At 52.9% G+C, this 26,527-nt stretch carries 24 protein-coding genes; 13 read left to right on the forward strand and 11 right to left on the reverse strand.

The window, feature by feature from the left end; all coding sequences use genetic code 11:
* The first annotated feature begins 58 nt into the window (after positions 1 to 58).
* Positions 59 to 1,423 (forward strand): magnesium transporter, encoded by a 1,365-nt coding sequence (gene mgtE, locus ABYK60_RS02385; RefSeq protein WP_372870322.1) that lies wholly within the window; start codon positions 59 to 61, stop codon positions 1,421 to 1,423.
* Between the two features lie 10 nt (positions 1,424 to 1,433).
* Here the strand turns inward: mgtE and ABYK60_RS02390 are convergent, their stop codons facing one another.
* Entirely contained in the window at positions 1,434 to 1,826 is a 393-nt protein-coding gene (locus ABYK60_RS02390) for a hypothetical protein (protein ID WP_372870323.1), read from the reverse strand.
* A 264-nt stretch (positions 1,827 to 2,090) separates the two neighbouring features.
* A complete protein-coding gene (locus ABYK60_RS02395; RefSeq protein WP_372870324.1) occupies positions 2,091 to 2,759 on the reverse strand; it encodes an OmpA family protein in 669 nt (222 codons plus the stop codon).
* A 454-nt stretch (positions 2,760 to 3,213) separates the two neighbouring features.
* Here ABYK60_RS02395 and ABYK60_RS02400 point away from each other — a divergent pair, with 454 nt between their 5' ends.
* The 6 genes from ABYK60_RS02400 (at position 3,214) to ABYK60_RS02425 (ending at position 9,931) form a co-directional block, all read left to right on the forward strand.
* Positions 3,214 to 3,399: a transposase gene (locus ABYK60_RS02400; protein WP_372870325.1), complete on the forward strand. Its 186-nt coding sequence runs from the start codon at positions 3,214 to 3,216 to the stop codon at positions 3,397 to 3,399.
* 97 nt (positions 3,400 to 3,496) lie between these two features.
* Positions 3,497 to 4,642, forward strand: a complete 1,146-nt coding sequence (locus ABYK60_RS02405; protein ID WP_372870326.1) for an FIST signal transduction protein — start codon at positions 3,497 to 3,499, stop codon at positions 4,640 to 4,642.
* Entirely contained in the window at positions 4,626 to 6,050 is a 1,425-nt protein-coding gene (locus tag ABYK60_RS02410) for a diguanylate cyclase (RefSeq protein ID WP_372870327.1), read from the forward strand. The genes ABYK60_RS02405 and ABYK60_RS02410 overlap by 17 nt, the downstream gene beginning before the upstream one ends.
* 95 nt (positions 6,051 to 6,145) lie before the next feature.
* Entirely contained in the window at positions 6,146 to 6,757 is a 612-nt protein-coding gene (locus tag ABYK60_RS02415) for an ATP-binding cassette domain-containing protein (protein WP_372870328.1), read from the forward strand.
* A complete protein-coding gene (locus ABYK60_RS02420) occupies positions 6,757 to 7,881 on the forward strand; it encodes a DUF6136 family protein (protein ID WP_372870329.1) in 1,125 nt (374 codons plus the stop codon). The genes ABYK60_RS02415 and ABYK60_RS02420 overlap by 1 nt, the downstream gene beginning before the upstream one ends.
* A 160-nt stretch (positions 7,882 to 8,041) precedes the next feature.
* The gene (locus ABYK60_RS02425; protein WP_372870330.1) at positions 8,042 to 9,931 is read left to right on the forward strand and encodes an EAL domain-containing protein; all 1,890 of its coding nucleotides are present in this window, start codon (positions 8,042 to 8,044) and stop codon (positions 9,929 to 9,931) included.
* A gap of 22 nt (positions 9,932 to 9,953) precedes the next feature.
* On the opposite strand, the gene mnmD is transcribed toward ABYK60_RS02425, so the two are convergent.
* From mnmD to ABYK60_RS02445, 4 genes are all read right to left on the reverse strand, one after another.
* Positions 9,954 to 10,664, reverse strand: coding sequence for a tRNA (5-methylaminomethyl-2-thiouridine)(34)-methyltransferase MnmD (gene mnmD / locus ABYK60_RS02430; protein WP_372870331.1), 711 nt, complete (start codon positions 10,662 to 10,664; stop codon positions 9,954 to 9,956).
* Positions 10,665 to 10,747: 83 nt separating this feature from the next.
* Entirely contained in the window at positions 10,748 to 11,281 is a 534-nt protein-coding gene (locus ABYK60_RS02435) for a hypothetical protein (protein WP_372870387.1), read from the reverse strand.
* A 96-nt stretch (positions 11,282 to 11,377) separates the two neighbouring features.
* The gene (locus tag ABYK60_RS02440) at positions 11,378 to 12,550 is read right to left on the reverse strand and encodes a winged helix-turn-helix domain-containing protein (protein WP_372870388.1); all 1,173 of its coding nucleotides are present in this window, start codon (positions 12,548 to 12,550) and stop codon (positions 11,378 to 11,380) included.
* A gap of 125 nt (positions 12,551 to 12,675) precedes the next feature.
* Positions 12,676 to 13,428, reverse strand: coding sequence for an MBL fold metallo-hydrolase (locus ABYK60_RS02445; RefSeq protein ID WP_372870332.1), 753 nt, complete (start codon positions 13,426 to 13,428; stop codon positions 12,676 to 12,678).
* A 221-nt stretch (positions 13,429 to 13,649) separates the two neighbouring features.
* Here ABYK60_RS02445 and ABYK60_RS02450 point away from each other — a divergent pair, with 221 nt between their 5' ends.
* On the forward strand, positions 13,650 to 14,252 hold the full coding sequence (locus tag ABYK60_RS02450; protein WP_372870333.1) for an excalibur calcium-binding domain-containing protein: 603 nt from the start codon (positions 13,650 to 13,652) through the stop codon (positions 14,250 to 14,252).
* 54 nt (positions 14,253 to 14,306) lie between these two features.
* Here ABYK60_RS02450 and ABYK60_RS02455 read toward each other — a convergent pair whose 3' ends face one another.
* Both ABYK60_RS02455 and ABYK60_RS02460 read right to left on the reverse strand, forming a co-directional pair.
* Positions 14,307 to 14,888, reverse strand: a complete 582-nt coding sequence (locus ABYK60_RS02455; RefSeq protein ID WP_372870334.1) for a DUF4124 domain-containing protein — start codon at positions 14,886 to 14,888, stop codon at positions 14,307 to 14,309.
* A gap of 49 nt (positions 14,889 to 14,937) precedes the next feature.
* Entirely contained in the window at positions 14,938 to 15,177 is a 240-nt protein-coding gene (locus ABYK60_RS02460; RefSeq protein ID WP_372870335.1) for a DUF3624 domain-containing protein, read from the reverse strand.
* A gap of 270 nt (positions 15,178 to 15,447) precedes the next feature.
* On the opposite strand from ABYK60_RS02460, the gene ABYK60_RS02465 reads away from it, so the two are divergent.
* Together ABYK60_RS02465 and ABYK60_RS02470 are read left to right on the forward strand one after the other, a co-directional pair.
* Positions 15,448 to 16,098 carry a glutathione S-transferase gene (locus tag ABYK60_RS02465; protein WP_372870336.1) on the forward strand — a complete coding sequence of 217 codons (651 nt, stop codon included), beginning with the start codon at positions 15,448 to 15,450 and terminating at the stop codon, positions 16,096 to 16,098.
* A 97-nt stretch (positions 16,099 to 16,195) separates the two neighbouring features.
* Positions 16,196 to 16,465 (forward strand): hypothetical protein, encoded by a 270-nt coding sequence (locus ABYK60_RS02470; protein WP_372870337.1) that lies wholly within the window; start codon positions 16,196 to 16,198, stop codon positions 16,463 to 16,465.
* Positions 16,466 to 16,476: 11 nt separating this feature from the next.
* On the opposite strand, the gene ABYK60_RS02475 is transcribed toward ABYK60_RS02470, so the two are convergent.
* Complete coding sequence (locus ABYK60_RS02475; RefSeq protein ID WP_372870338.1) at positions 16,477 to 16,944, reverse strand: phosphohistidine phosphatase; 468 nt, start codon at positions 16,942 to 16,944, stop codon at positions 16,477 to 16,479.
* Between the two features lie 353 nt (positions 16,945 to 17,297).
* On the opposite strand from ABYK60_RS02475, the gene ABYK60_RS02480 reads away from it, so the two are divergent.
* Together ABYK60_RS02480 and ABYK60_RS02485 are read left to right on the forward strand one after the other, a co-directional pair.
* Positions 17,298 to 19,322: a prolyl oligopeptidase family serine peptidase gene (locus tag ABYK60_RS02480; RefSeq protein WP_372870339.1), complete on the forward strand. Its 2,025-nt coding sequence runs from the start codon at positions 17,298 to 17,300 to the stop codon at positions 19,320 to 19,322.
* Positions 19,323 to 19,505: 183 nt separating this feature from the next.
* Complete coding sequence (locus tag ABYK60_RS02485) at positions 19,506 to 21,191, forward strand: SulP family inorganic anion transporter (RefSeq protein ID WP_372870340.1); 1,686 nt, start codon at positions 19,506 to 19,508, stop codon at positions 21,189 to 21,191.
* 140 nt (positions 21,192 to 21,331) lie between these two features.
* Here the strand turns inward: ABYK60_RS02485 and ssb are convergent, their stop codons facing one another.
* The gene (gene ssb, locus ABYK60_RS02490) at positions 21,332 to 22,033 is read right to left on the reverse strand and encodes a single-stranded DNA-binding protein (RefSeq protein ID WP_372870341.1); all 702 of its coding nucleotides are present in this window, start codon (positions 22,031 to 22,033) and stop codon (positions 21,332 to 21,334) included.
* 35 nt (positions 22,034 to 22,068) lie between these two features.
* Entirely contained in the window at positions 22,069 to 23,436 is a 1,368-nt protein-coding gene (locus tag ABYK60_RS02495; protein ID WP_372870342.1) for an MFS transporter, read from the reverse strand.
* 256 nt (positions 23,437 to 23,692) lie between these two features.
* Here ABYK60_RS02495 and uvrA point away from each other — a divergent pair, with 256 nt between their 5' ends.
* Entirely contained in the window at positions 23,693 to 26,521 is a 2,829-nt protein-coding gene (gene uvrA / locus ABYK60_RS02500) for an excinuclease ABC subunit UvrA (RefSeq protein WP_372870343.1), read from the forward strand.
* The last annotated feature ends 6 nt before the right edge of the window (positions 26,522 to 26,527 follow it).

The raw sequence follows: 26,527 nt of genomic DNA on the forward strand, positions 1-26,527 counted from the left end.
TCGTCTATCTCTTTATATTTGCTAACATTAAGCCAATTAACTTTTCCGGGAACATGCAATGCCATTGGAACTTCTGGACAACGAGCAGACCGAACTCAGACTGAGCCAGCTCAACGAAGCGCTTGGCAGCGGCATGTTTGTGCATGTGCGTCAGATGCTGCTCAACATGGCCGCATCCGACATTGCACTGGTGCTTGAATCCTCCACGCCCCGCACCCGCCAGGTACTGTGGCAGCTTATTGACCCCGAACTTGCCGGGGAAGTGCTCGAAGAGCTCGGCGAAGAGATAAAAGATAAATTCATCCGCCAGATGAGCCCTGAGCGGCTCGCCCGCGCCGCCGCTGGCTTGGATACCGATGATCTGGCCTACATATTGCGTTCGCTGCCAGACAGCCTATACCGGCAGGTACTGCAATCAATGTCCAGCCAGGACCGTCTGCGTGCCGAGCAGGCTCTCTCATACCCAGAAGAAACTGCCGGCGCAATCATGAATACTGACACAGTCACGATTCGCCCTGATGTGAATGTGGATGTGATCCTGCGTTACCTGCGCCTGCGAGGCTCCCTGCCGGAGGCCACCGATATGTTGTATGTGGTCGACAAACAGGACGTGCTCATGGGTGGTGTCACCCTCGCCTCGCTACTCACCTGCGACCCGGCAACTCCCGTCAGAGAGTTAATAAAGGAGAGCATTGATGGTATTCCGGTCAGCATGTCGGATAGCGAAGCTGCTGCCCTGTTTGAGCGTCACGACTGGGTCTCTGCTCCTGTGGTCGACTCAGACGGCAAGCTGCTGGGGCGTATTACTATTGATGACGTGGTGGACGTCATTCGTGAAGACGCCGAACACTCGATGATGGGGATGGCGGGGATGGACGATGACGAAGACACCTTCGGCCCGGTACTCAAAAGCAGTGCCCGCCGCTCGCTGTGGCTCACGGTTAACCTGTTCGCCGCGCTTCTGGCCGCATCAGTCAGTAATATGTTTGAATCTACGCTGGAGCAATTTGCCACCATCGCCATTTTGATGACCATAGTGCCCAGCATGGGCGGAGTAGCCGGCAATCAAACCCTCGCTCTGGTGATCCGGGGTATAGCCCTTGGACATATTGGTCAGAGCAACTCCCGCTGGCTGATTGGCAAGGAGCTGGCCATCGGCTTTTTGAATGGTCTGTTATGGGCACTATTGGTCAGTATTGCCGTATGGCTGTGGAAGGATGATATACGGTTGGGTGCACTGATTGGTGGCGCTATGCTGGTCAATATGACAGTGGCAGGACTCGCCGGAGCCAGTATTCCCCTGATGCTGAAAAAACTGAAAATAGACCCAGCTCTTGCCGGAGGCATGGTACTCACTACTGTTACAGATGTAATTGGTTTATTTGCCTTTTTAGGCTTAGCTACCGCGATACTGATGCCCTGAATCTGTTGATTTATTGAGGGGTATCAGACTGCCAGACAATATCAGGCTGGTTTTGGGTACATAAGATTGAGACACATTCATGCCGGGTAACCACCAAAAACTCTCTGGGTGCAAGGTGGTTACTGGCCATAAATCCACTGCGCTGTGACTCCAGCTCAAGCCACCCCCCTTCAGACAGTTGAAATATCCATCCGTTTGAGAGACTGAACTCTGCCCAAAACTCCATCAAGTCCCCTTCATCCAACATACGAACGCCCAGCACCTTGTCAAAGCTGAGTGTGCATGCGTTACCTTCTATATCCAGAGACAATCTCAGCAGTCCTTTAGTATATTCCATAGACAAAAGCCTTACGTCTTCTCCAAGGCGGTCTACTGCCAGTGCTACACCACGGGGATCACTCATTCTTGCCGAACTCCATACGGGAGGATGTTTCTCATTAAAAAGACTTATACCGTAAGTTGCAAGTCCGTAAATAAAAAGTAGGGTTATCGGCGGGTTCTGATAGCCATATTCCGCTCACTGGCTTTGGCTCGCCCAAATCAACCATCCTTGTACCTTAAACATCTCCCCAGATACATCTTTAAACTCAGCAAGAGCGGCTCGAAAATGCCCAGCAATTGAGCATAAAAAAGGAGGCCTTGCCTCCTTATATTTACCCGATTTGCATCAGCCAAGCGGCGTCAGTACGATTTCAACCCGGCGGTTCTGCGCCCGGCCTTCGGCAGTGGCGTTGGAAGCGATGGGGCTGGCTTCACCCATACCCTGAGTGGATACGCGGTTGGCCTTCAACCCCTTGGCCAGCAGATAGTTACCCACTTCAGAGGCACGCACCTGAGACAGGCGCAGGTTGTAGCTCTCGGCGCCGCTTGAGTCGGTATAACCCAATACGTTCAGTCGGGTTTTATCGTATTCTTTAGCCACCAGCGCCACTGAGTCCAGCACCTGCATGGCACGGGGGCTCAGATCAGTTTTATCCACCGCGAAGGTCACTTCGTTAGGCATGTTCAGAATGATGGTGTCACCGCTGCGGGTGACGCTTACCCCAGTCGATTGCAGTTGCTGACGCAGCTTGGCTTCCTGCACATCCATGTAGTAGCCGATACCGCCTCCTACAGCAGCACCAGACGCTGCGCCAATCAAAGCACCCTTGCCACGGTCGCTCTTGCTGGATGAGGCAACGCCCACGGCAGCACCGGCTACGGCCCCAATGATAGCGCCTGTGGTGGCGTTGGCAGTTTGCTGTTCGTTGGTGTAAGGGTTCACGGTGGAACAACCGCTTGTCAGCGTCGCCATCGCGATAACGGCGCTCAGGCCAATCACATTGAACTTGTTCATCTATCTACCTCATTGTTATGTTGCGGCCAGTATATAGATGCCAAGATGACAAACAACTGAACAACTGCCGTTTGCTCAAGGGATATGCGTGCACCTTAGCCAACAGCTTAAACTTTGCGCGCCCCCAATTGGTGCATCTTGCTCAGTCGCAAAGCAAAGGCGTTTCTCAACCAACGCAATAAAAATCATAACCAACTGTAATTAAATAATATTTAAAGTTGGCACCTTATTTTCATACCTATAATCAGGTATTTAGATAAGGAGCTCACCATGAAGTATTTGACCAAGCTCGTTAACCACCTGAAAGGTGAATGGCACAATATTAATTCGGTCGGCGTCAGCCAATGGGAACTGGGTCGGGAGACCCGCTACCGGAGGACAGGGTTGTGATGATGTATGCCATGCCACACCTGACTCGCCAGGAAGCCACCAACGCTGTCCTCGAAGGGGCAGAATGCCATCGGAAGTTGCCAGGGAGCTGGGCATTGCCGGTAAAACCCTGCTGCGCTGGATAAAAGAAGAACGACAGGCGCTGACGAAGCGCGCCAGTCATCTGGAGCAGAAGGCGCGCAGCATGAAGGTCAGTATCGCTGAGCTGAGGCAGGAAATTTCTGGCATGAGAGCTCAACCACAGCGCTGATTTTTCCGCCCCGCAACCTCGGATGTGCACAGCTTTTCTCGCCAAGCTGCAATGCTGTTCTAGACTAAAAGAAAGTGCACATTATGCGGGGCAATTGATGAAATCCGTTCAGACTCATTGGGATGGTGAGGCATGGAGCCCATGTGACCTGACCGGCTTCAACCAGGACAACACCCTGGTGCTGATATTTGGCGACTTGCCGAATTCAATTGCTCCGGTGCAGATGCTCAGGACGCAATTACCACTGGCGCAATTTGCCGGTTGTACCACGGCCGGTGAAATCAGCAACAAGGGAGCCACCGATGATATGCTGGTGGCGACTATAGTCGCTTTCGAGCAGTCGCAGATAAAACTGGCTTCCACCCAGGTTTCTCACCGAGAAGACTCAAGAGCCGCTGGCAGGTGCCTTGCCGATGCTCTCAACGATGAAGGGCTACAGTACATCATGGTCATCAGTGATGGCATGACTGTAAATGGCAGCGAACTGACCCGTGAACTTGTAGCAGTGCATCCCGGCATTCCGGTTACCGGCGGCCTGGCTGGTGACGGTGCCCGCTTCAATAAAACCTACACCCTGGCCAACGATAAACTGGCCACCCATCAGGTGGTGGCCATCGGCTTTTATGGCAGTCATCTTACGGTCAGCTACGGCTCCCGTGGTGGCTGGATCCCCTTTGGCCCCATCCGCAAGGTAACCGATGCCGAAGCCAATGTGCTTAAAGAGTTGGATCATGAAAGTGCCCTTACCGTTTACCGCCGCTATCTGGGGGAGCTGGCAGGCGAACTGCCTGCGGCGGGGCTGCGCTATCCCCTCGAAATCATGGAGGACGGCAGAAGCACCACTGTCGTTCGCACCTTACTTTCCATCAACGAACAGGATGGCAGCGTGGTATTTGCCGGTGACATTCCCAAGGGAGCAAGCGCACGCCTTATGCGCGCTAATGCCGAGTGCCTGATTGACGGTGCCAATCAGGCAGCGATAGCCTGCCAGCAGGGCTGTAAACAAGGGGTTGAATTGGTCATCTTGGTGAGCTGTATCGGCCGTCGTTTGCTGCTGCGCCAACTCACCGATGAAGAAATTGATGAAGTCACCACCGTGCTCGGCGAGGATGTGATGGTATGCGGTTACTACTCCTACGGCGAAATAGCCCCTTTTGAAATAGGCGACTGCGCCGAGCTGCACAACCAAACTATGACGGTCACCAGCCTGTCGGAGCGCCTGGACGATGCACCGACTGCTTAAACGCCAGCTCAGACGCTATTTTCCCGATGGCTTACCCGAGTCAGAGGAACTGGCTGCCTTTGTCAATTCAGTGAATGACTCCTATAACAACTTCAGCTGCGATGAAGCCATTCTCGGACACTCGCTGGACATCAGTTCACAGGAGCTGAACGAACGGAACGACACCCTCAACAGCCTGCTCGATGCACTACCCGATACCTGCATCTGGGTCGATGAATTTGAGGTGATCCGCGATATACGCCTTGGCCAACAACTGGATGGCCTATTCAGCGCCGCAGACAAATTCAAGTGTATCGACGATATCGCCCTGTTGAAAGGCCAACACAGCTTCAGAAGTTATTTGCTCAGCTGTCGCAAGAATAACCGCCCCGAACGGCACGAATGCCAATTGACCCTAGGTAATGAGCAAATTTTTATCGAAACCCGTTTTTCCCCACTGAAAAACATGCAGGTGTTGGTGGTGTTTCGTGACATCACGATGCGCAAAGTGGTGGAGCGCCTGAAGAACGCGGCGCTGGAGGAGTCTCAACGCTCCGGTAAACAATTGCAGGAACTGATTAACGGCGCTCCCATAGGCATCATGCTGATAGACAACACTTTTAATGTCATCATGGTCAACAGTTACGCTTCAGCCCATTTGGGCATGGCAACCAACGAACTGCTGGGTCAGCGCTGCGATGCCTTTATTGAACCAGCCTTTCGTAAGCAGTACCTGAGCGCAATAGGCCAGTGTTTCAGCTGCAATGACAGTGCCTGCGAAAGCCGCTTCGATGTCAGCATGTGCTCGCCCAGAAACGCTCCCTTTGCCGCGGAGCTGGCCTGCAGCACCTTCAACCACGGCGGCCGCCTGGTGCTGACTCAGGCCTTTACCGACATATCTGCCCGCAAGCAAATGGAAAAGGAACTCAGGCGGCTGGCACAAACCGATCCCCTAACCGGGGTTGCCAACCGACGCTTCTTTATCACCCGGGGGCAGGCTGCCTTCGATAGCAGCAAACAAAGCGGGCACTCCCTCAGTTTGCTGGCTATGGACTTGGATCACTTTAAGTCAATTAATGACAGTTACGGCCATGCGATAGGTGATGAAGTACTGAAGTGCTTCTGTCGCACCCTGGAAACCGTGGTGGGCAAAGATGCCCTGATTGGCCGCTTTGGCGGCGAAGAGTTCACCCTGCTGCTACCGGACATCGACAAAACCGGTGCCGAGTCGATTGCCGCCAAAGTTCTGGACGGGGTAACACAACAACGGATTGAAACGGCCAAGGGAAACCTTGGCTTTACCACCAGTATTGGCATAGCCAGCCTTAACGAGGCCGACAGCCACCTTGAGTCGCTGCTCAATCTGGCCGATGCCAGGCTCTACCGCGCCAAGCACGGCGGCCGTAATTGCTACTGCAGCGGAGATTGACTCAAAAAGCAACTGGTGTTGAGAAAGCCCTACTCCGATGAGTTATTTTTCTTTAACATTACTTTCTACTTATCACTTAGAACACCAGGCTTTCCATGCTGACTCTCGAGCGGATCAATTTTGATTTCGGCACCTCTTTTCTTTTCAGGAATCTTTCCATCTCGTTCGTCGGTCCCCGCCACTTGCTGCTCGGCCCTAATGGGTGCGGAAAGACCAGCCTGATGGCTATTATTGCCGGACTCTACCAGCCAGCCAGTGGCCAAATTCTGTGGCGTGGCACTCCCATGACAACCCCCACTCTCCAAGTTGCATTCTGCAGCTCACTGATGGAGCTGCCTGACTTTATAAGTGCTGGTAAGTTACTGAAGTTTTGGGAAAGACAATGGCAATCCTCCCAGGCAGATATGACATCACGTATCCGTGAATTGACGCTTGCACTGGATTTTGTGCCGCAGATGGGGTGCCGGATAGACCACCTGTCCAGCGGTAACCTGCAAAAACTGAAGTTAATCATGGCACTCTCACGCCCAAGTGAGATTTTGCTGCTGGATGAAGCACATTCGGCAATGGATACCCGAACCAGAGAAGTGTTCTGGCAACTGGCTGACAGCTATCCGGGGCTAATCATAGCCAGCAGCCATGAGGGAGAAGCGTTTATCAAACACAACTATCAACCCATGCATTTAAATCAGGTCAAGGCCGGCTAATGACGTACTGGCAAATGCGTCTGGCACTTTTACGCCACCCCATATCCGCCGCGTTAGCGGCAGTAAATCAGAGCGGTCTGTTTGTGGTTGCAATAATGGGCACCGCACTGCCTGCCGTGTTTTTTCTAATCCTGCTCAATTTCGGCATTCTGCTGGATGCCACTCAACCGTCACCATCACGATTGCCCATATTATTACATTTGATCCTGTTACAACTGCTGCTGATAGGGCTGATGCGTGACGCTATCCTGGGGTCAAAGGCTCGATTACTACTAATCTCTGTGCCGGGGCATCAGGCAGACCACAAAGTCAGTATGCTGCTTGCAACCTTGGTCAACCCTTTGCTTTGGCCACCGCTTTTCATTTTGCTCAGTACCTCTCCAACAAATTGGCCGCTGATGGGGGCTCAATGGCTTTTGCCTGTGCTGCTGTTGGGGATCCAATGGAGCGGCCTTTTCGCTCCGGCCCCCTCCCTTGTCTATTTATCGTTGATTTTTCTGCTGAGCCTGCTTCCCTTGTCACAACCGATGGCAACCTGGCTGCTATCGGAGCAGGGAATGATAACTTTGCTGCTGATGTTACTTTTATGTCAAAAGTTGCCAATAAGGACGTTGTTCAACCGCTTACAGCGGCTGTTATCTCACTTGCCATTGCCGGTATCCAGCTATATTGCGCAATCAGTCATCAGGCAAGAATTACATGGACTGGTCCTTCGACTGACTCTTGCACTGATGATAGTGGCAGCCGGACATCTGGTACAAACTCAGGTCGCCCAGTTCAGTGGTGAAGTGCAAACTCTGACAGTGAGTTTATTAGCGGTAATTGCTGCATCCTGGCAGTTGCCACTGAACCGTTTTCTCTCTGCAAAACGCGAATTCCTCCTATCCCTTCCCCAAAGCAAAATATGCCGGGCAACACTGCTGGGACAACCTTTATTGCTGGGGTTACTGCTGTTTCAGTTCTGGCTGCATCACGGTGAGCATTGTTGGTTGCAGATAGGGCTTCTTATAATGCAAATCTCGCTTATTCAGATTGTTACCATTAGAGCCGAACGTCAATTTGTCCTTGCATCACTGATATCAACCTGCGCTGCAATGGTACTTTTCGTCACACTGGCCAATTAAATGTCTTACTGATTTAATAAGGGATTAGTATCAGGCGAAGATAAGCTAGACTGGAAGCTGGGCATTGCCGAAATGCAAGGTTCAACAATTTACAATAAGTACCACAGTAGAAGCTTCACGGGATTGGTTGCCGAAACTGTACCCCAACGGAATGACATACATGGCACAAATAGACACTAGTACAATTTCAGTCCCAAGCCCCATGGTTGATGGCTGGCAGGAAATAGTGGATTTGGTGGCTGATATCACTGAGTGCCCGGCCGCGCTGATAATGCGAGTCCACAAAAACGACATCGAAGTTTTTTCGACCAGTCGCTCCCGCGGCAATCCATATTTACCCCACGCTCGTGAAGCTTTGGGTCACGGCCTCTATTGTGAAACCGTGATCCGTGAGCGTAAACCCCTGGTCATTCCCAATGCACTTAAAGACCCGAGCTGGGATAAAAACCCGGATATCAAACTTGGCATGATTTGCTACTGTGGCCTGCCACTTTACTGGCCAAACAACACTCCTTTCGGCACCATTTGTATTCTCGACAACCAGGAGCGTCATTTCAGCGAACGCACTTATTCTTTACTCGCCAGATTCCAGTCAGCCATAGAAGGACACCTGCAAGTGCTGTTTCACAAGGCAGAAGTACAGGCGCTTAACCTGGAACTGGAAGCCAAAGTACAAGAACGAACCAAAAGCCTGGCTGAACTCAGTGCCCGACTGCTGAAAGAAATTGAACAACGCACAGCCGCTGAAGGCCATTTGGCGTTTCACCGCAGTTTTGATGCCCTGACCCACCTGCCAAACCGTGCCACCCTGACCGAACGGCTGCAACAAATGTTGCCCAAGCTGAAAGGCAGCGAGCAAGTGACCCTGATTTACTTTGGCCTGAGAAATTTTAAATCAGTCAACGACAGTTATGGCTATTTGGTCGGAGATCAAATTCTAATCAACCTCGCTCAACGTCTGACAGCGAAATTGCCCGATGAATGGATTTTGTCACGTATCGCGGGGTGTGAATTTGTCCTTGTTGCCAAACATGAACGAAACCCCGATGAAGCAGAAAAAGTGATAGAGCGCATCCTGCATGATTGTGCTATTCCCTTCAGCGTTAACGACAACAGTATTACGGTAAAAACAAATTTGGGCGTAGCCATTGCCCCCAGCGACGCTACCGATGCGGTCAGTCTGTTGCAACGAGCCAGTGCCGCCATGAGCATCAGCAAAAAAGACGGCGCAGAAGTTTCTTTCTTTGGCATTGAAACCCAAAAAGCAGCCAATGAACGGCTGCTGCTGGAGTCGCACCTGCTTGATGCCCTGCGTCTCGATGAACTGAAAGTCTACTTTCAACCACTGATGTGTTTACGTCAGGGCGGAAAAATTATCGGTGCCGAGTCACTCTTACGCTGGCACAGCCCAGAGCTTGGAAATGTCGGCCCCGATCGCTTTATTCCATTGGCTGAAAGCAATGGCCAAATAATTGAAATTGGCAATTATGTGTTGCATCAATCCATGAAGCAGGCTGCCCGCTGGCACTCACTGACCGAACAACCTTTTAAAGTTGCTATTAACATTTCGCCGCTGCAATTCAGAGAACGTCACTTTGTGGAGCACATTGAAGACTTGCTGAAGATGTACCAAATCCCGCCGCAAAGCCTGGAACTTGAAATTACTGAAGGTATTCTGTTACAGGACGAACACCATGCCAAAAGCAGCCTTGCGCAACTCAGACAGCTGGGGGTGGGGATATCGTTGGATGATTTTGGTACCGGCTATTCATCATTGAGTTACCTGCAAAAGTATCCATTCGACACCCTGAAAATCGATCGCAGCTTCATCAGCCAACTTGAGTTTAATGAACCAAACAGAGAATTAACCCGCGCCATTATTGCCATGGCTCACAAGCTCAAGTTATCTGTGATTGCGGAAGGCGTTGAAAATGCCTTTCAGGAAGATTTCATTCGTGCGGAAGGTTGTGATTTTGCACAGGGATTTTTATACAGCAAAGCGGTGACCAGCGAACAGTTCGAGACCATGTTACTGGCTCAGAATCAATAATCACCACCCTGTTTGGCTTTAGTTACTTAAACGACAATCCCTTCCAGGCCCGGGTCATATGGCGTCGCCCCATGGGTCCCGGGTAACTTTCCACCGCAAAACCGGCAGCTTTTAGATCACGCTTAAACTGCCCATTGGCACAATAGGACACCAATAGTCCCTGAATGGCCAATGCCTGATACAATCGCCTGAAGTTATCGTCTGCCCACAACTCGGGTTGTTTCTTAGGGGCAAAGGCATCGAAATACACCAGGTCAAAACTGCCTGACGCAAAATTTTGCAGCTCAAGCTTGCTGCGAATTTTGGTGAGCTGCAGCCCTGCAACGTCAGTGGTGGCATTCCACGGGGCCTGATGCAGCGCTTTCAGGCAAGCCTCCAGTTCATCCTGACAGCCAAAATTCTCAAGCCTTGCCAGACACTCGGCGTAATTAAGCTGCTCAACTATTTCATTGCCGATGGGGAAGGGCTCAAGTGTAGTGAGGCTGACCTTAATCCCGGCAGCCTTGGCCATTTGCGCAGTTAAGAGCACATTTAACCCCGTGCCAAAACCGACTTCGAGAACACGGATGTGACTTCCCTGTGGAATATGGGCTAGCAACGCCTTCAGGCCAGCGTCGATATACACATAAACAGACTCGGTCAAGGCCCCTTTAAAGACGTGATAACTCTCATCAAGTTCACTGTTAACCAGGGTGTGGGAACCATCGGCGGTCACTGCTATTTTAACGCTCATAGGGACGTTCAGAACCTTTTAGACCAGATTGCAAATAAGGCCGGTGACACCGAAAAAACGGAGATAGTTTGGATATATTCCACTCATATGCCGCGCCCCAGATGCCCCTTAAGCTGAAAACACAACTCCACATATTGGATAGCCTCAGCTCGCCCCACCTGAAAGTCTTTGGCGTGAGCCACTTTATTGCGAAGCCTGCGAAGCTCAGTGAATAACTTACCCTTGGCGATATCGAGATGTCCCCCCATCACCAACAGCTCCCCCATATGCTTATAGGGGGTTTCAGTATTCAGTTCCAACGCAGGATTCTGGCTTTTTAGCAAGGCCCCGGCTTCATCTTCCACCTCGTTCCAGGCATTCAAAATCGCTGAATTGGGCAAGTTTTCCACCGAAGCGATCAACTGAGCTTTCTTATCAGAAACCAATTCCGGAAACGCCTGACGCGCCTCACGGTTGGCCGCCTTAAGCTCTTCGCCAAATTCCATCTCAAAGTCTTTGTATTTCAGCTTTTTAGCCAGGGGCAACAGCCGTATCAGGGGGTTGCGCAACAGCAGACACAAACCAACGACGACAGAAGGCCAAATCACAATATCCAGCAGTGACAGGGTAAATTGCATCCAGTTCAAGGGGAGGCTCCATGCAGGGACAAACAGAATCGGCATACATAATGCCAGTGCAGCCAACAGGCTGCAAAGGTGAATGCCTTGCAAGCGCTAAATCCACACCTGGCGCGAAAAATGGCGCTTGAGTCTTACATCGCTGGCGGCTTCAAGCTTCCAGCGTTTCAAGCCATTAAAGCGGCAAAATGCTCCGACGGCTTCCATCAGCGGGTCTAAAAATGGCTTAAGACTGCCGTCTGCGGCCAGAGCAGCGGGCTCCAGCGTCAGATGTTTAAGCCTAAGCATCCCCTTCTCCCGATCGGCTTTCACATCCACCCGACCGATAAAACTGTCCTGCCACAATATACCCAGGCAGTAATACCCAAAACGGCGTTTGGACTCAGGCACATAGACCTCAATTTGATAATCAAAATCAAACCATTGCTTGAGGCGCGCACGCTGGATAAGCAGATTATCAAAGGGATTGAGCAGCCATACCTTGTCCGGCATAGTTTGTGGTTGCAATCCCGGTCGAAAATATCTGAGCTCCGCATGCTGTTTAAAGCAGCCGAGCTCGCCCGCTTCAACCATAGAATTGAGCGCAGTCGTCACAGTAGCCTTGAGACCACTGCGAAGATAAGTCATTTCTTTCAGACTGCCGTGGCCCTGAGCATCCAGAAAGCGACCAATCAGATAACGGGCATACTCATCTTCCGTGGGCACGGATTGATCTACACCAACAGGCAGCACCCGCTCGGTAAGATCAAAAACCTTTTGAAAACCATCACGGCGCACCACCATCAGTTCGCCTTCCATAAACAATTGTTCCAATGCTTTTTTGGCTGGCTTCCAGTCCCACCATGGGCCGGATGTATGACCTTTATGTTCAAAGTCAGACGCTTTCAGGGGGCCGTCAGCGCAAATACGATCGCGCACCATCTGCATTTCCCGGCTGTCTTTCTCGAACCAATGTCGTCCACCGTTTTTTAGCGTCAGTTTTCGGGGCAAACTGAATCGATAATCCGCCATTGGCAGAAACGAAGCCGCATGGGACCAATATTCAAAGATACTCTTGTCGGCCAGTGCCTGCTCCAAGGCATTGGGCACATAGTCGGGCATACGGCTATGTAATATGTGTTGATGCGCCCTGGCTGCCACCTGAATTGAATCTATCTGCACATAACCAAGTTGGCTTATACAGGCAGGGACATCCACAGGCGGCGACAACAACCCCTGCGCAGCAATATTGATGGCGCGCCATTCGGCTTGAGAGAACGGTGAGCACAACTGCCGGGTACCGGTATTAATAGCACCAGTTGGTAAACCCTCGGCCAAATCTGACTTGTTCACAATAGATCCAATAACGGCGGAATTAGCCGTCATATTGCAGCCATCGACAGCCAGGTACAAGCTCAGGTTCGACCCAAAATCTGATTCAGTTTGCTTTTGACTGAACGCCAATGAGTCATGGGTATGGAGGGAGCCTCAGCAAGCACCCGGTCAAGGTCAATCTCTTCCAGACTGACTTCGCCGCCATGGGCCAGCAATACCCGTGCTGGTGAGAGGCATTTAAGTTTCATCAGCGAGCTTTTGTAGCGGTTGGGATAAAACAGGGGAAAAGGAGGAACATAGCGGCCTTTAACCTTTACCAAGAGATCGGCCACATACATACTGCCCTCTTCTTCGTGCAGCAATGCCAAGTCACGGTCGGTATGCCCGGGACAGTGAAATACGCGCCACTCGGGGAACCCCGGCAATCGACTGTCATCGCCAAGCAGAATGTCGGCCTGCAGCTTGCGGCTGTACCAGAACCACTTGAGAGGCTTACCCATGCGTTTTGCAACCCAGGCTGCAAGCGCCATATCGGTAAGATGCATGGCAATACCATCCAGCCCCCGATACCATTGACCCGGCACGTCGGCAGCGACTATCTCAGCGCCTGTTTTAAGCTTAAGCCTTGCCGCTCCACCTGCATGATCAGGGTGCATGTGGGTCACCACCACCAGCTTAAGCTCGAACAGTGAACGCCTGAGCTCCTCCCGGATAAAGCGGCACACCTCGTCCACGTCGGCACGGCAGCAACCATCCAATAGCACCAATCCCTGCGGATGCTCAGCAAGATATATGGTCTGTATATGCCCTTGCAGGCGATGTAGGCGGTACATAATCAGTCCCTGAATCATGGTGTTCTGATTATGGACAAACTCATCTGACCACTCAAGTTTTCAGTCACAACGCTTGATCATTCCGAATGAGATTACCGACATAACCACTTGTCAGTAATATTATTTCCCATTAATGTCGCACATTATCCGAGTTGATATAACTCAATCACTACACAGGAAGTTTACCCATATCAGTTCATGGATGAAGTGTAACCGCTTAGATGGTTTCATCCCTGTGCGATACCGGAAATCAGGGGGATACAGTGCAGCGGGGAATATTAAGCAGATGGAACGCGGAGCGGGGTTTTGGTTTTATCACACCGGAGCGGGCCAACGCTGATGACGTTTTTATTCATATCTCCTCTTTAAAACACATGGCAAGACCGCCACAGGCAGGCGACATCATTTTATTTCAAATCGACATGTCTGCCGATGGCAAACCCAGAGCAGGCCTGGCGCGTATCGAAGGCGTACCTGTCAAAACCCCACCCCAACGCCAAAAGCAACTATCGCAGAGTCGTTTTACCCCAGGGAGTTTGTTGAAATTAGTCGGTATTCTTGGGCTCATTGTCTTTGTCATGCCCAACATCTATCCCCTGTTCCACAACCTGCAGTCAAGCACGCCCGGTTATGAATTGCCTGCCAGCACCAACGAAGCTTTTCCAGTCAAACAAATCACCGGTTTCCGCTGTGAAGGCAAGACTCATTGCAACCAGATGCGCTCCTGCGAAGAAGCAACCTTTTATATTGAAAACTGTCCCGGAACCGAGATGGATGGGGACAATGATGGCATCCCCTGTGAAAGGCAGTGGTGTCGCCACTGATAGTGGCAAATAATAAAGCGCCCCACGGGGCGCCTTTTTACTGCTTTGCCGAACTTAAAAACATACGCCCTTGCGCAGATATTGGAAACCGTGGTCATTTGCCAGAGTCATGGTACTTCCATTGAACTCAACCACTTCCCAATCCCCCACTAACTTGTTCGTGGTATTAATCCTAATCCCATCGAGCTTATATTCAGTGAACATCTCCTGACCGAGTTGGAAGGCAGATTTCACCGTATAAGACAATTGCCGGTAATCACGGAAATTCCAGACACCGGGGTCGTCTTCTTGGTAGATGTGTTCACCGTCTTTGCTCAGACCATATGCACACCAAACGCCAAGTAAACCATCACGACTCACCCTTTCTGCAGCACCGGGAGGCAAAGGTTCTGAAGCAACATGGCGTTGTTTCGCTAATTTTCGACGTTCACCGGGATATATTTTTTGTTCCTGCTCTCCAGATCTGCAAATGTCATCCTGAAAGCGGGTTTGGCCTTCGCCGCCGATACATCTGTATACCTGTGCATTGGCTGGAGCAGGTTCAAGACTGCTCCCTGAAATCAACAGCAAGATTGCCACCATTGAACAGCGCACTCGGAACTCCTTTTTCAGGCCACTGATAACGATTTTAACCACCTGAATTCAATCGCCAATGGTACCATCTGGCCGCGGTTTTAGATAAGTTTTATTCGCCACCGGACAGCAAACGCCAGAGCCACACAGATAAATGCAACGCAAGCAGCGCTGTCCAGGCAACACAAAAAAACAGCAGCGCAATGGATTCAACTTCATAGGGTTTATCAACAAACAGCCAATACCAACCGGGCCAACCAATCAGGCATAAAATACTGAGCATTGTAATACAGCGGCCACAGCGACCGATTTTTTGCATAAATATAGATGAGCTGCAATTATCACAAGCCATACTGCCCTCTGTTTTGTTTCTTCAGTAAACCTGTCACTGGCCACTGGTCACTGAACCCCGCTCATATCACCAGCAAAGCTCCATCAACAACACGGCGCAGGCTCCTTAAACCTCCTCTCCCAGAAAGCCATATCACCGCAACAGCAGAACTATCTCAAGCCACTGCTGTTTATAACACCATGCCGGATTGATAGGCTTTCTGACTGTTTAATGCCGCTTTTGCCGTAAGACTATGCTAATTTGCCCCAAACTTCAGCCTGAGAATATTTGATGCCCCCCTCACCTGCACTGCTGTACAGTTTTCGCCGCTGCCCTTATGCCATGCGTGCCCGCATGGCACTGATCCTTTGTAAAAAATCAGTGGCTGTGCAGGAAATCAGCCTCAAGGCCAAGCCAGCAGGTTTACTTGCAGCCAATCCCAAGGGCACAGTGCCTGTGCTGATAAAACCCAATGGTGAAGTACTCTGCGAAAGTCTGGACATCATGCTCATGGCCATTGCTGAATCCCAAGACCAAGACATGAAAAACCAACTCAACCACAGGATGGAAGCGGCACTGGAACTGATCCATCAGCATGATACCGGCTTTAAGCCCTGGCTGGATAAATACAAGTATTTTGATCGCCATCCCGAACATCCCCAACACTTTTATCGCCAACACTATTGTCAATTTCTAAACCGGCTTGAGCAGCAACTCGGCCACCGAAACTGGCTGCTTGGCGACAAACCCAGCTTGGCCGATATAGCCCTGTTTCCCTTTGTGCGTCAGTTCGCTGCCGTAGACAGCCACTGGTTTGAAAACGCCCCCTTACCCGAATTAAAACGCTGGCTCGGCTGTTGGCTGCGACATCCCGCATTTACGGCCTGCATGCACAAGTACCCCGAGGGCGGCGAGCCGCAATTGCTGCGCCAAATCGGCTGAAATCGCTTGCCAATTGCGCGACGTAACATACAAGCCTGATGACAGACAGAAGAGCCGCTGCTAGCTTAAAAACAAATATTGTGAATGGCACAGGCCTATGACACCTCAGGAACAAGCACAGCTCGCAGCAATCAAGCGCAACATGGTATTAACTCAGGTATTGGGTTTCCCGGGCACACTCATGATTGGCCTGGGCATATATGGACTCTTCGGCAACGGCGCCGAACTGCATAAGGTTCTGACAGAGCCGCTGCACTGTTATGCTCTAATTGCCGCGGGGGGCATGATTACCCTGTGGGAGGGACTAAAAATTATCAAACTCGCCAGACAGCGCAAGCAATTGGAAGATAAAATCGTGCAAAAGTAAGATTTTGAAAATCAAGGAGAGTTGGAAGATAACTCCTCCAGTTTGAAACCATCGATAGTCGGGATAAGGTGAAACAACTGATCAAATCTGTCTTCAGGAATCGTGCGCTCCAACCCCGTCAGCAGCTTTAACAACCGGGGGGTAGTGTTACTGTGCCCGGCAACAACCAGGGTTCCCGGCAATAGCCTTAACTCAGCCGCCAGCGCCTCCAGTTGAGCTGGATGATACACCCCAAGTTCTTTATCACTTGCCTCAGCCAATGGCGTTATGGTCTGTCGGGTACGCTGATAGTCGGTGGTAAAGAGCCTCAGCTGGCCATTAGTTGAAGGGGCTGAGAGAATAATATCGGCAATTCGCTGAGCCCGCAGATGCCCCTGGGATGTCAGTGAAGGATCCTCACCTGTGGCTTTCTCTGCATGACGAAACAGCCAGATATCAGCCCCGTTCGCAGTCACTGATACAAGAGATATCAGTAACACTATCCATTGTTTCCCAACCATTATTATGATGCAGCCATGTTAATGTAAGACGCCAGTTCAGGGTGAACGGCGACGGATTGAAAGTCAACCACACATGAACCCCGTACACATCAGCGGATCTGCGCAGAACCCAACTGATTTGGTGACATATTAACTTGGGTAAAGTATGGTATCGCCACTTTTGTCACGGGTTTATAAAAATCCATGATAAAAGGGCAGCGGGCGGCGACGGGGGAGGTCGACCATGCCAAAGAAGATGTTCCCGCAACTGGCATAGTTCCTATTGGGACTGAATTGCCGGGTATCGCCGGGATTTTACTATCCTTTGGACACCGCAATCCGGAGCTTGTGATATGAAAAAGTTCTCTCTATTGCTGGCACTCTGTGTACTGCCTTTGTTTATCATGGCAAGCGAAGACAAGAGTCTCAGTGTCGAACGCCTGTGGCAAATGGAGCGAGTTGGCTCGCCCGTGGTATCGCCCGACGGCAAATTGATTGTTGCCCCTGTAACCCGCTTTGATGTGAAAGAAGATAAGGGTTACACCCGCCTGTGGCTGTTCGATGCCAAGGGCGAAAAGCAAACTCCCATTACCGCCGAAGGACTGGGTGCCAGCGAGCCGGTATTCTCTCCGGACAGCAAACAACTGGCCTTTGTCAGCAAACGCGATAACGATGATACAGGTCAAATCTACCTGCTGCCGATGACAGGCCCCGGTGAAGCAAGCCGACTGACCAAGGTGCCAACCGGTGTCTATGGCATCAAGTGGGTGGGCGAGCATCTGTATTTTATCAGCCGCGTCTGGCCGCAAAAAAGCTGGGACGACATGGCTGCCCAGCTCAAAGCAGATAAAGACAAGAAGCTGTCTGCCCGTCAGTGGAACGCACTGCCCTATTCCCAGTTCGATCACTGGATTGAAGAAGACCGTCAGGCCCATGTGTTCCGTATTACCGCCACAGGCGGCGAGGTTGCGGCCATCACCCAGCCTTTGGGGCGCGAACTGCCTCGCTCAAGCCAAAGCGCATCCAGCTACGATATCGACCCTAAAGGCAAATACATCGCCTTTAATTCAAACGGTTCGGATAATCAGGTCGACCCTAAAATCGATATCTTCCTTGGCCGCATCGGTGGCGACAGCGCCGATAACCTGACCCCGGACAATAATGCACCCGACGGCAACCCAAGCTTCAGCCCCGATGGCAAATCCCTGGCGTTCAGCCGCCAGAAAATAGCGGGCTTCTATGCTGACACTGCCCGGCTGATGGTCTATGACCTTGGCAGCAAACGCACCCGTGAGCTGACAGGTAACTGGGATCGCTCCATCAACAGCTTTGTATGGGCAGCCGATGGCAAGGGCTTTTATGCCAGCGTGGATGATGCCGCAACCCGCCGCATCTACCATATCGACGCCAAAAGCGGTAATCACAAAGCCATTACCAGCGCCACCAGCTTTGACACACCGGCGGTGGCAGGTAAGCACACACTTATCGCAGGCAACGACAGTTTTATGTTTCCAACGCGCCTGGTCGCCATCGACACCAGGAGCGGCGACACAACCCGTCTGGACACGTTTAACGACCAGCTGCTGGCAGACACTGAACTTGGCTCTTTTGAATCAGTCACCTACAAAGGTGCCGACGGCAACGACATCCAGATGTGGGTGCACTACCCAGCCGGTTTCGACAAAAGCAAGAAATACCCCTTATTCCTGCTTATCCACGGCGGCCCACACAATGCCATAGGCGACTCTTTCAGCTTCCGCTGGAATGCTCAGACCTTCGCTTCCTGGGGCTATGTGACCGCCTGGCCAAACTTCCATGGCTCCAGCGGTTTTGGTCAGGACTTTGCCGACGCCATTAACCCGGACTGGCGAACCAAGCCACTGGCCGATATTCAGGCCGCAACCAAATACTTTGAGGCGCAGCCCTGGATTGACACCGAGCGCATGGTAGCCGGCGGTGCCAGTTACGGCGGCTATCTGACTTCGGTGCTGCTGGGCACCGAGCACCCGTTCAAGGCGCTGCTGATCCACGCTGCCGTGTATAACATGTACTCGCAAATGTCGGCCGACTTCGCCGTGCATGGCACCCGTTTTGGCGGCTACTGGGAAAACCCCGAGATCTACAAGAGTATTTCGCCCCATTACCATGCCGATAAGTTCAACACGCCGACACTGGTGATCCACGGCCAGCTGGACTACCGGGTGCCAGTGGGTCAGGGCTTTGAGCTGTTCCGCACCCTGCAGACCCGTGGTATTGAGTCGCGGATGATTTACTTCCCCGATGAAAACCACTGGATCCTCAAACCCAATAACTCCATCTATTGGTATAACCAGGTGAAAGACTGGATGACCCGCTTCGCCGAGCCGGGCGCCCGTTAATTTCAGTAATAACTGCCCCGCTTGCGGGGCAGTTTTTTACCAACATACCAAGGGTGTTCGCCAGTCAGATCTCATTGTTCTGCCAACCTCGTACGACCAGCGGGAATGGCAGTTGGCGAAGCCCTACTATGTCTATAAAATCCGTGACCGAATTCACATATACCCAAGCGCAGAGATCTAGTGATGCCGATTTTGAATGCCTTTGATTCCAAGTCCCGAGCCAACGACATGATGGGTGGCGTTACCGCGGCCATTGTGTCACTGCCACTGGCGCTGGCCTTCGGCGTAGCCTCTGGGGCAGGTGCCCAGGCGGGCATCTACGGTGCCCTGTTGGTGGGTCTGTTTGCCGCCCTCTTTGGTGGCACCCGTACCCTGATTTCCGAGCCCACTGGCCCTATGACAGTAGTGATGACCGCCGTTATCGCCAGTTTCACCGCCGCGCACCCGGACAAGGGTCTCGCCATGGCCTTCACCGTGGTGATGATAGCCGGATTGATGCAAATTCTGCTGGGCTCACTCAAGTTTGGCCGCTACATCACCCTGATGCCCTACAGCGTGATTTCCGGCTTTATGTCGGGCATTGGTGTACTGTTGATTATTCTGCAACTGCCTAATCTGGTGGGTGTTTCCGGTATTACCGGCGGCGCCGTGGGGGTGATTGAATCCCTGCCCGAAATCAGCGCCAACATTAAATGGCCGGAACTGACGCTGGCCCTCTTGGCGCTGGCGCTGATGCACTTTGTGCCCAAAATACTGCCCATGCGCCTGCCGCCACAATTACTGGCACTGGTGTTCTGTACTTTGGCCTCGGTACTGTTTTTCGATATTGACGATATCCGCCGTATCGGCGAACTCAGCATTGGCCTGCCTTCACTGGTAATGCCCACCTTCACCTACGGCGAGCTGACTCACATGCTGATCAGCGGCGTGATGCTGGGGGCACTTGGTTGTATTGATTCGCTTATCACAGCCGTGATCACCGACCGTCTGACCCGTGAAGAGCACGACTCAGACAAGGAACTCATAGGTCAGGGCATTGGCAATATTGCCTCGGGCCTGTGTGGCGGCCTGCCGGGCGCAGGTTCCACCATGGGCACAGTGGTGAATATCCAGTCAGGCGCCACCAGCGCACTGTCTGGTGTGGTGCGGGTTTTTGCACTGCTTATCGCCTTCTTCGCTGCCGCCGACATAGTGGAGTACATCCCCATGGCAGTGCTGGCCGCCATCGCTTTCAAGGTGGGTCTTAACATTCTCGATTGGGCGTTCGTGAAACGCGCACACCAGCTGTCACGCTCCGCCGCCTTCACTATGTACACAGTGCTGGTACTGACAGTGTTTGTGGATCTGATTGTGGCTGTGGGGGTGGGCATGTTTATCGCCAACCTTATCACTATCGATCGCCTCTCCAGGCTGCAGGAACACAACATCAACGCCATCAACGACTCCGGCGATGCCTCCGATATGCGCCCCAACGAAAAGCGCCTGCTGGATGCCATTAATGAGAAATCCAACACACTGCTACTGAGTCTCAGCGGCCCGATGATTTTCGGAGTAGCCAAGACGCTGCAACGGGAATCCATTGCGGTGAAACACGCTCAGACCCTGGTGCTGGATCTTTGCCGGGTGCCCTTTATGGACTCCACCACCGGCCTTGCCATCGAAAACGTGTTGCTGGACGCCAATGACTGTGGTTGCCAGGTGTATCTGGTAGTGCCACACAAGTATAAATGGGAAGCCAATTTCGTTGAGCGCCACAGTGACCTGCCGACCTTCCACAGTCGGGTAGATGCCCTCTCAAGCCTCGCCGGTTCACTGGGAATTGAAGCCGAAACCCCGCCAGCCAAAACTGATAAACCTGCTACGGTTTAATTAAGCAGGCCACACAACGAACAAACCCCGCCAAGCGCGGGGTTTGTTTTGCACATCCCGCTGGGTAAGCCAGATACGCCAATTAAAAAGCCCTTGCAGTGCAAGGGCTTTTTAATAATTCAACTGAGGTTTGGTTCAGCTCAAAATGGGATATCATCGTCCCAGCCGTCATCCAGATCAGGCGTGTAATTCTGCTGCTGTGGCTGCGGTGCCGGGCGCTGCTGCGGAGCCTGCTGTGGCTGGTACGCTGGAGCAGATTGCTGAGGCTTGCTCTGATAGCCACCCTGCTGTGGTGCCTGCTGGCCATAGCCACCCTGCTGAGCAGGCTGAGACTGCTGCTGAGACTGCTGCTGATAACCTTGCTGTGGCTGCTGAGCCGGAGCGCTGTAGCTTTGCGCAGTAGCTTGCGGCGCAGGAGTGTATTGGTTTTGAGCTGGAGCGCTGTAACCGCCCTGTGACTGACCACCCTGTGGTGCACCTTGAGCCTGTCCCTGGTTGCGACCGCCGAGCATCTGCATGCTGCCGCCCTGATCCACAACCACTTCGGTGGTGTATCTGTCCTGACCGCTCTGATCTTTCCACTTACGGGTTTGCAACTTACCTTCCAGGTAAACCTGAGAACCCTTGCGCAGGTATTCACCGGCGATTTCAGCCAGCTTGCCGAACATCACTACGCGGTGCCATTCGGTACGCTCCTGCTGCTGACCTTGGTTGTCTTTCCAGGACTCACTGGTGGCGACCGTGATATTGGCTACCGCATTGCCGTTTGGCATGTAGCGCACCTCAGGGTCTTGCCCCAGGTTACCCACCAGAATCACCTTATTCACACCACGACTGGCCATTCAATCTCTCCTGAAATTCTACGTATAAAACCGAGTTAATTTGCTGAGCCTAACACAGCTCTGGCTTCTCTTAAATCGAAATGCTCATCCACTTTGAGATAAGCAACTTTTTCTTCAAGCACCACAATGGCTTCGGCCACACCGGCCAATTCCGACAGCTTGCTGGCCATCTCGCGAGCCTGCTCTCGGCCATCAACTTGCGCTTCGAGGGTGTAGCTCTTGAGCAGCACCGGATTCTTCATCCCCAGCGTGAGTGCAAGCCACAGCGCCATCAGCACCAGTGCCACCACAAACACACCCACAGCGCCCAAGAGCTGGAAAGCACCGCCACCCAGAATACCGCCGCAGAATGCGCCGAGGAACTGACTGGTGGAATACACCCCCATGGCAGAGCCCTTTTCGCCCACAGGGCAGAACTTGGCTATCAGGCTGGGCAGCGAGGCTTCCAGGTAATTAAAGCCGGTGAAAAACAGCAGCACCGCAAAGGCCAACAGCCACAGGTTGTCGGCAAACAATGCCATAACGATGAGCGAGAGCATCATGATCACCAGCGCCACCTGGAACATACCCTTGGTGTTTTTACGCTTCACGCCGATGATGATCAGCGGCACCATCAAAAAGAAGGCGCCGATAAAGGCCGGGAAATAGAGCATCCAGTGCTTTTCTTTGGCAAGACCTGCGTCCACCAAGTCCAGAGGCAAGGCGACAAACACAGCGGTCAGCACCAGGTGAAGAATAAAGATGCCGGCATCGAGGCGGAACAGCTGTGGGTCCTTGAGCATCCGCATCAGCTTGGCAGGTGCCGCCAGGGTGTCGCCCTTGGGCGCCTGATGCACAGGGTTTGGTACCAAAAGCTGTACAATCGCCATGCCAAGCAGCGCCAGGCCAGCGGTCATAAAGAACAGGCCGGATAACCCCAGATGCTCGGCCACCACAGGGCCAACCAGCAGCGACAATGCAAAAGAAAACCCAATGCACATGCCGATAATGGCCATCACCTTGGTGCGCTGTTCATCGCGGGTCAAATCCGCCGCCAGCGCCAACACGGCGGCGGCAATCGCCCCCATGCCCTGCAGCGCACGGCCAAAGACCACGCCATAAATGCTCTCGGCCGACGCAGCCACCAGGCTGCCGAGGGCAAACACCAATAAACCGATAAGAATTATCGGCTTTCGGCCAAATTTGTCGGACAAAATGCCCATGGGGATCTGCAGCAGCGCCTGGGTTAAACCATAGGCGCCAATGGCAATACCCACCCACAGGGGCGAGAAGCCTTCGAGGTGCTGCCCGTACAGAGCAAACACCGGCATGATCATAAACAGACCCATCATTCGCAGGCCGAACACGCTGGCCAGCGAAAAGGCGACTTTTTTCTCGGTGGCGGAAAGACCGCTTGTAGCCATGACAGAAAACCTTGATTCAAGAATGCACCGGGGGCGCGCATGGTATCACAGCGGCCATACTCCCCCAAGTCGGCGTTCCGGCGAATGGGACGCCGGAGGTGAAAATTGTCACGATTGTAAATTTGATCCACGCCGCCTGCAAAGGGGTATTGCAATTCATAGCCACTTCCTATGACAGCAGTCTTTGGTACGGCTGTAGTTTCAGGCGCAATTTATGCGATACTGATGGTCTTTTTCAGGCATTTAGAAGTGGCAGATGGACAAGATTGAAATCCGCGGGGCCCGCACCCACAACCTCAAAAATATCAACCTGACTATCCCCCGTGACAAGCTGATTGTCATCACCGGACTTTCGGGCTCGGGCAAGTCGTCACTGGCATTTGACACCCTTTATGCCGAGGGTCAGCGCCGCTATGTCGAGTCTCTGTCTGCCTACGCCCGCCAGTTTTTGAGCCTGATGGAAAAGCCCGATGTGGACCATATCGAGGGCCTGAGCCCGGCGATTTCCATTGAGCAGAAGTCCACCTCCCACAACCCACGTTCCACCGTGGGTACCATCACCGAGGTGTACGATTATTTGCGTCTGCTGTTTGCCCGTGTGGGTGAGCCGCGCTGCCCGACCCACGGCCAGCCGCTGGCGGCCCAGACCGTGAGCCAGATGGTCGACAAGGTGCTGGAGCGCCCCGAAGGCGAAAAGCTGATGCTACTGGCACCCGTGGTCAAGGCCCGTAAGGGCGAGCACGTGAAACTGCTCGACAGCCTCTCGGCCCAGGGCTATATCCGCGCCCGTATCGATGGCGAGGTATGCGATCTGTCCGATCCACCAACCCTGGATCTGCATGTGAAGCACACCATCGAAGTGGTTGTGGACCGCTTTAAAGTCAAAGCGGATATGCAGCAGCGTCTGGCCGAATCATTCGAGACCACCCTTGAGCTGTCCGGCGGACTCGCTGTAGTGGCCAGCATGGAAGAAGGCAGTAATGAGGAGCTGATTTTTTCCGCCAACTTCGCCTGCCCTCACTGTGGTTACTCCATGGCCGAGCTGGAGCCGCGGATTTTCTCCTTCAACAACCCGGCCGGTGCCTGCCAGACCTGTGATGGTCTTGGTGTGCAGCAGTTTTTCGACCCCGAGCGGGTGATAGTCTCCGACGAGCTGTCACTGGCGGGCGGTGCCATCCGCGGTTGGGACAGACGCAATTTCTATTACTTCCAAATGCTCACTTCGCTGGCCGAGCAATATAACTTCGACGTGGAAGCCCCCTTCAGCGAGCTGCCTGCCAAGGTGAAGAAAATCGTGCTTTACGGCTCAGGCCGTGAAGATGTGGCCTTCCGCTATGTGAACGATCGCGGCGATGTCGTCGTGCGTAAGCACCCCTTCGAAGGTATTCTCAACAACATGGACCGCCGCTACCGCGAGACCGAGTCCAACACGGTACGCGAAGAGCTGGCCAAGTACATCAGCAATCAGGCCTGCAGCAGCTGCGGCGGCTCACGGCTGCGTGAGGAAGCCCGCCACGTCTACATTGGCGAACTTAACCTGCCCAAGCTCACTACATGGTCTATCGGCGAAGCCATGAACTACTTCAACCAGTTGGAGTTTGATGGCCAAAAGGCGCAGATCGCCGAGAAGATCTTAAAAGAAGTTCGCGATCGTCTGGGCTTTTTGGTCAACGTCGGCCTGAACTATCTGAGCCTGGCGCGCTCCGCCGAAACCCTCTCCGGCGGCGAGGCGCAGCGTATCCGTCTGGCAAGCCAGATTGGTGCCGGTCTGGTGGGGGTGATGTACGTGCTGGATGAGCCCTCCATCGGCCTCCATCAGCGTGATAACGAGCGGCTGCTCAATACCCTCACCCACCTGCGGGATCTGGGCAACACAGTGATAGTGGTGGAGCACGACGAAGACGCTATTCGCATGGCTGACCACATCATAGATATCGGCCCCGGCGCCGGTGTGCACGGCGGCGAAGTGATTTGCGACGGCGACCTTGCCGCCATTACCGGCTGCGAGCACTCGGTCACAGGTCAGTATCTGTCCGGAAAACGCAGCATTCAGGTAGAGGGTGGTCGCACCGAGATGGATCCGACCAAGATCATCGAGCTCAAGGGTGCCCGTGGCAACAACCTCAAAAATGTCGATTTAACCGTGCCGGTAGGCCTCTTTACCTGTGTAACCGGTGTGTCTGGCTCAGGTAAATCGACCCTGATCAACGACACCTTCTTTAAGATTGCCCACAGGGAGCTTAACGGCGCCACCGTGGATGAGCCGGCGCCCTATGATGAAATTAACGGCCTGGATCAGTGCGACAAAGTGGTGGATATCGATCAGAGCCCGATCGGCCGTACTCCGCGCTCCAACCCCGCCACCTACACTGGCATCTTTACGCCCATCCGCGAACTGTTTGCCGGCACTCAGGAGTCACGCTCACGGGGTTATCAGGTGGGCCGATTCTCATTCAACGTCAAGGGTGGCCGCTGCGAGGCCTGTCAGGGCGATGGCCTTATCAAGGTGGAAATGCACTTCCTGCCGGACGTTTATGTGCCCTGCGATTCCTGTAAGGGCAAGCGCTACAACCGCGAAACCCTGGAAGTGAAGTACAAGGGCAAAAATATCCACGAGGTGCTGCAAATGACGGTGGAAGATGCCCGCGAATTTTTCGATGCTGTGCCCGCCATCGCCCGCAAGCTGCAAACCCTGATGGATGTGGGTCTGTCCTACATTCGCCTCGGTCAGAGTGCCACCACGCTCTCCGGTGGTGAAGCCCAGCGGGTCAAGCTGGCGCGGGAGCTGTCAAAGCGCGACACAGGCAAAACGCTGTACATTCTCGATGAGCCCACCACAGGTCTGCATTTTGCCGACATTCAACTGCTGCTGGACGTGCTGCACCGCCTCAAGTCCCACGGCAACACCATAGTGGTAATTGAGCACAATCTGGACGTGATAAAGACTGCCGACTGGATTATCGATTTAGGGCCAGAAGGCGGCGCCGGCGGCGGTACCATTCTGGTAACAGGCACACCGGAGCAGGTGGCAGAGCATCCCGTGTCCCACACGGCGCGCTTCTTAAAGCCGCTGCTCAAGAGGTAAGATACG

This window comes from Shewanella sp. (assembly GCF_041630135.1).
GTDB lineage: Bacteria > Pseudomonadota > Gammaproteobacteria > Enterobacterales > Shewanellaceae > Shewanella.

Bases quoted from the DNA above. Each gene is read 5' to 3' on its own strand.
- ABYK60_RS02495 (WP_372870342.1), bottom strand. From the start codon at position 23,436: ATGGCTACAAGCGGTCTTTCCGCCACCGAGAAAAAAGTCGCCTTTTCG.
- ABYK60_RS02435 (WP_372870387.1), bottom strand. From the start codon at position 11,281: ATGCAATTTACCCTGTCACTGCTGGATATTGTGATTTGGCCTTCTGTC.
- ABYK60_RS02445 (WP_372870332.1), bottom strand. From the start codon at position 13,428: ATGTACCGCCTACATCGCCTGCAAGGGCATATACAGACCATATATCTT.
- ABYK60_RS02460 (WP_372870335.1), bottom strand. From the start codon at position 15,177: ATGGCTTGTGATAATTGCAGCTCATCTATATTTATGCAAAAAATCGGT.
- ABYK60_RS02405 (WP_372870326.1), top strand. From the start codon at position 3,497: ATGAAATCCGTTCAGACTCATTGGGATGGTGAGGCATGGAGCCCATGT.
- ABYK60_RS02465 (WP_372870336.1), top strand. From the start codon at position 15,448: ATGCCCCCCTCACCTGCACTGCTGTACAGTTTTCGCCGCTGCCCTTAT.
- ABYK60_RS02415 (WP_372870328.1), top strand. From the start codon at position 6,146: ATGCTGACTCTCGAGCGGATCAATTTTGATTTCGGCACCTCTTTTCTT.
- ABYK60_RS02395 (WP_372870324.1), bottom strand. From the start codon at position 2,759: ATGAACAAGTTCAATGTGATTGGCCTGAGCGCCGTTATCGCGATGGCG.
- ssb (WP_372870341.1), bottom strand. From the start codon at position 22,033: ATGGCCAGTCGTGGTGTGAATAAGGTGATTCTGGTGGGTAACCTGGGG.
- ABYK60_RS02470 (WP_372870337.1), top strand. From the start codon at position 16,196: ATGACACCTCAGGAACAAGCACAGCTCGCAGCAATCAAGCGCAACATG.
- ABYK60_RS02450 (WP_372870333.1), top strand. From the start codon at position 13,650: ATGGTTTCATCCCTGTGCGATACCGGAAATCAGGGGGATACAGTGCAG.
- uvrA (WP_372870343.1), top strand. From the start codon at position 23,693: ATGGACAAGATTGAAATCCGCGGGGCCCGCACCCACAACCTCAAAAAT.
- ABYK60_RS02485 (WP_372870340.1), top strand. From the start codon at position 19,506: ATGCCGATTTTGAATGCCTTTGATTCCAAGTCCCGAGCCAACGACATG.
- ABYK60_RS02390 (WP_372870323.1), bottom strand. From the start codon at position 1,826: ATGAGTGATCCCCGTGGTGTAGCACTGGCAGTAGACCGCCTTGGAGAA.
- ABYK60_RS02400 (WP_372870325.1), top strand. From the start codon at position 3,214: ATGCCATCGGAAGTTGCCAGGGAGCTGGGCATTGCCGGTAAAACCCTG.
- mgtE (WP_372870322.1), top strand. From the start codon at position 59: ATGCCATTGGAACTTCTGGACAACGAGCAGACCGAACTCAGACTGAGC.
- mnmD (WP_372870331.1), bottom strand. From the start codon at position 10,664: ATGAGCGTTAAAATAGCAGTGACCGCCGATGGTTCCCACACCCTGGTT.
- ABYK60_RS02480 (WP_372870339.1), top strand. From the start codon at position 17,298: ATGAAAAAGTTCTCTCTATTGCTGGCACTCTGTGTACTGCCTTTGTTT.
- ABYK60_RS02425 (WP_372870330.1), top strand. From the start codon at position 8,042: ATGGCACAAATAGACACTAGTACAATTTCAGTCCCAAGCCCCATGGTT.
- ABYK60_RS02420 (WP_372870329.1), top strand. From the start codon at position 6,757: ATGACGTACTGGCAAATGCGTCTGGCACTTTTACGCCACCCCATATCC.
- ABYK60_RS02410 (WP_372870327.1), top strand. From the start codon at position 4,626: ATGCACCGACTGCTTAAACGCCAGCTCAGACGCTATTTTCCCGATGGC.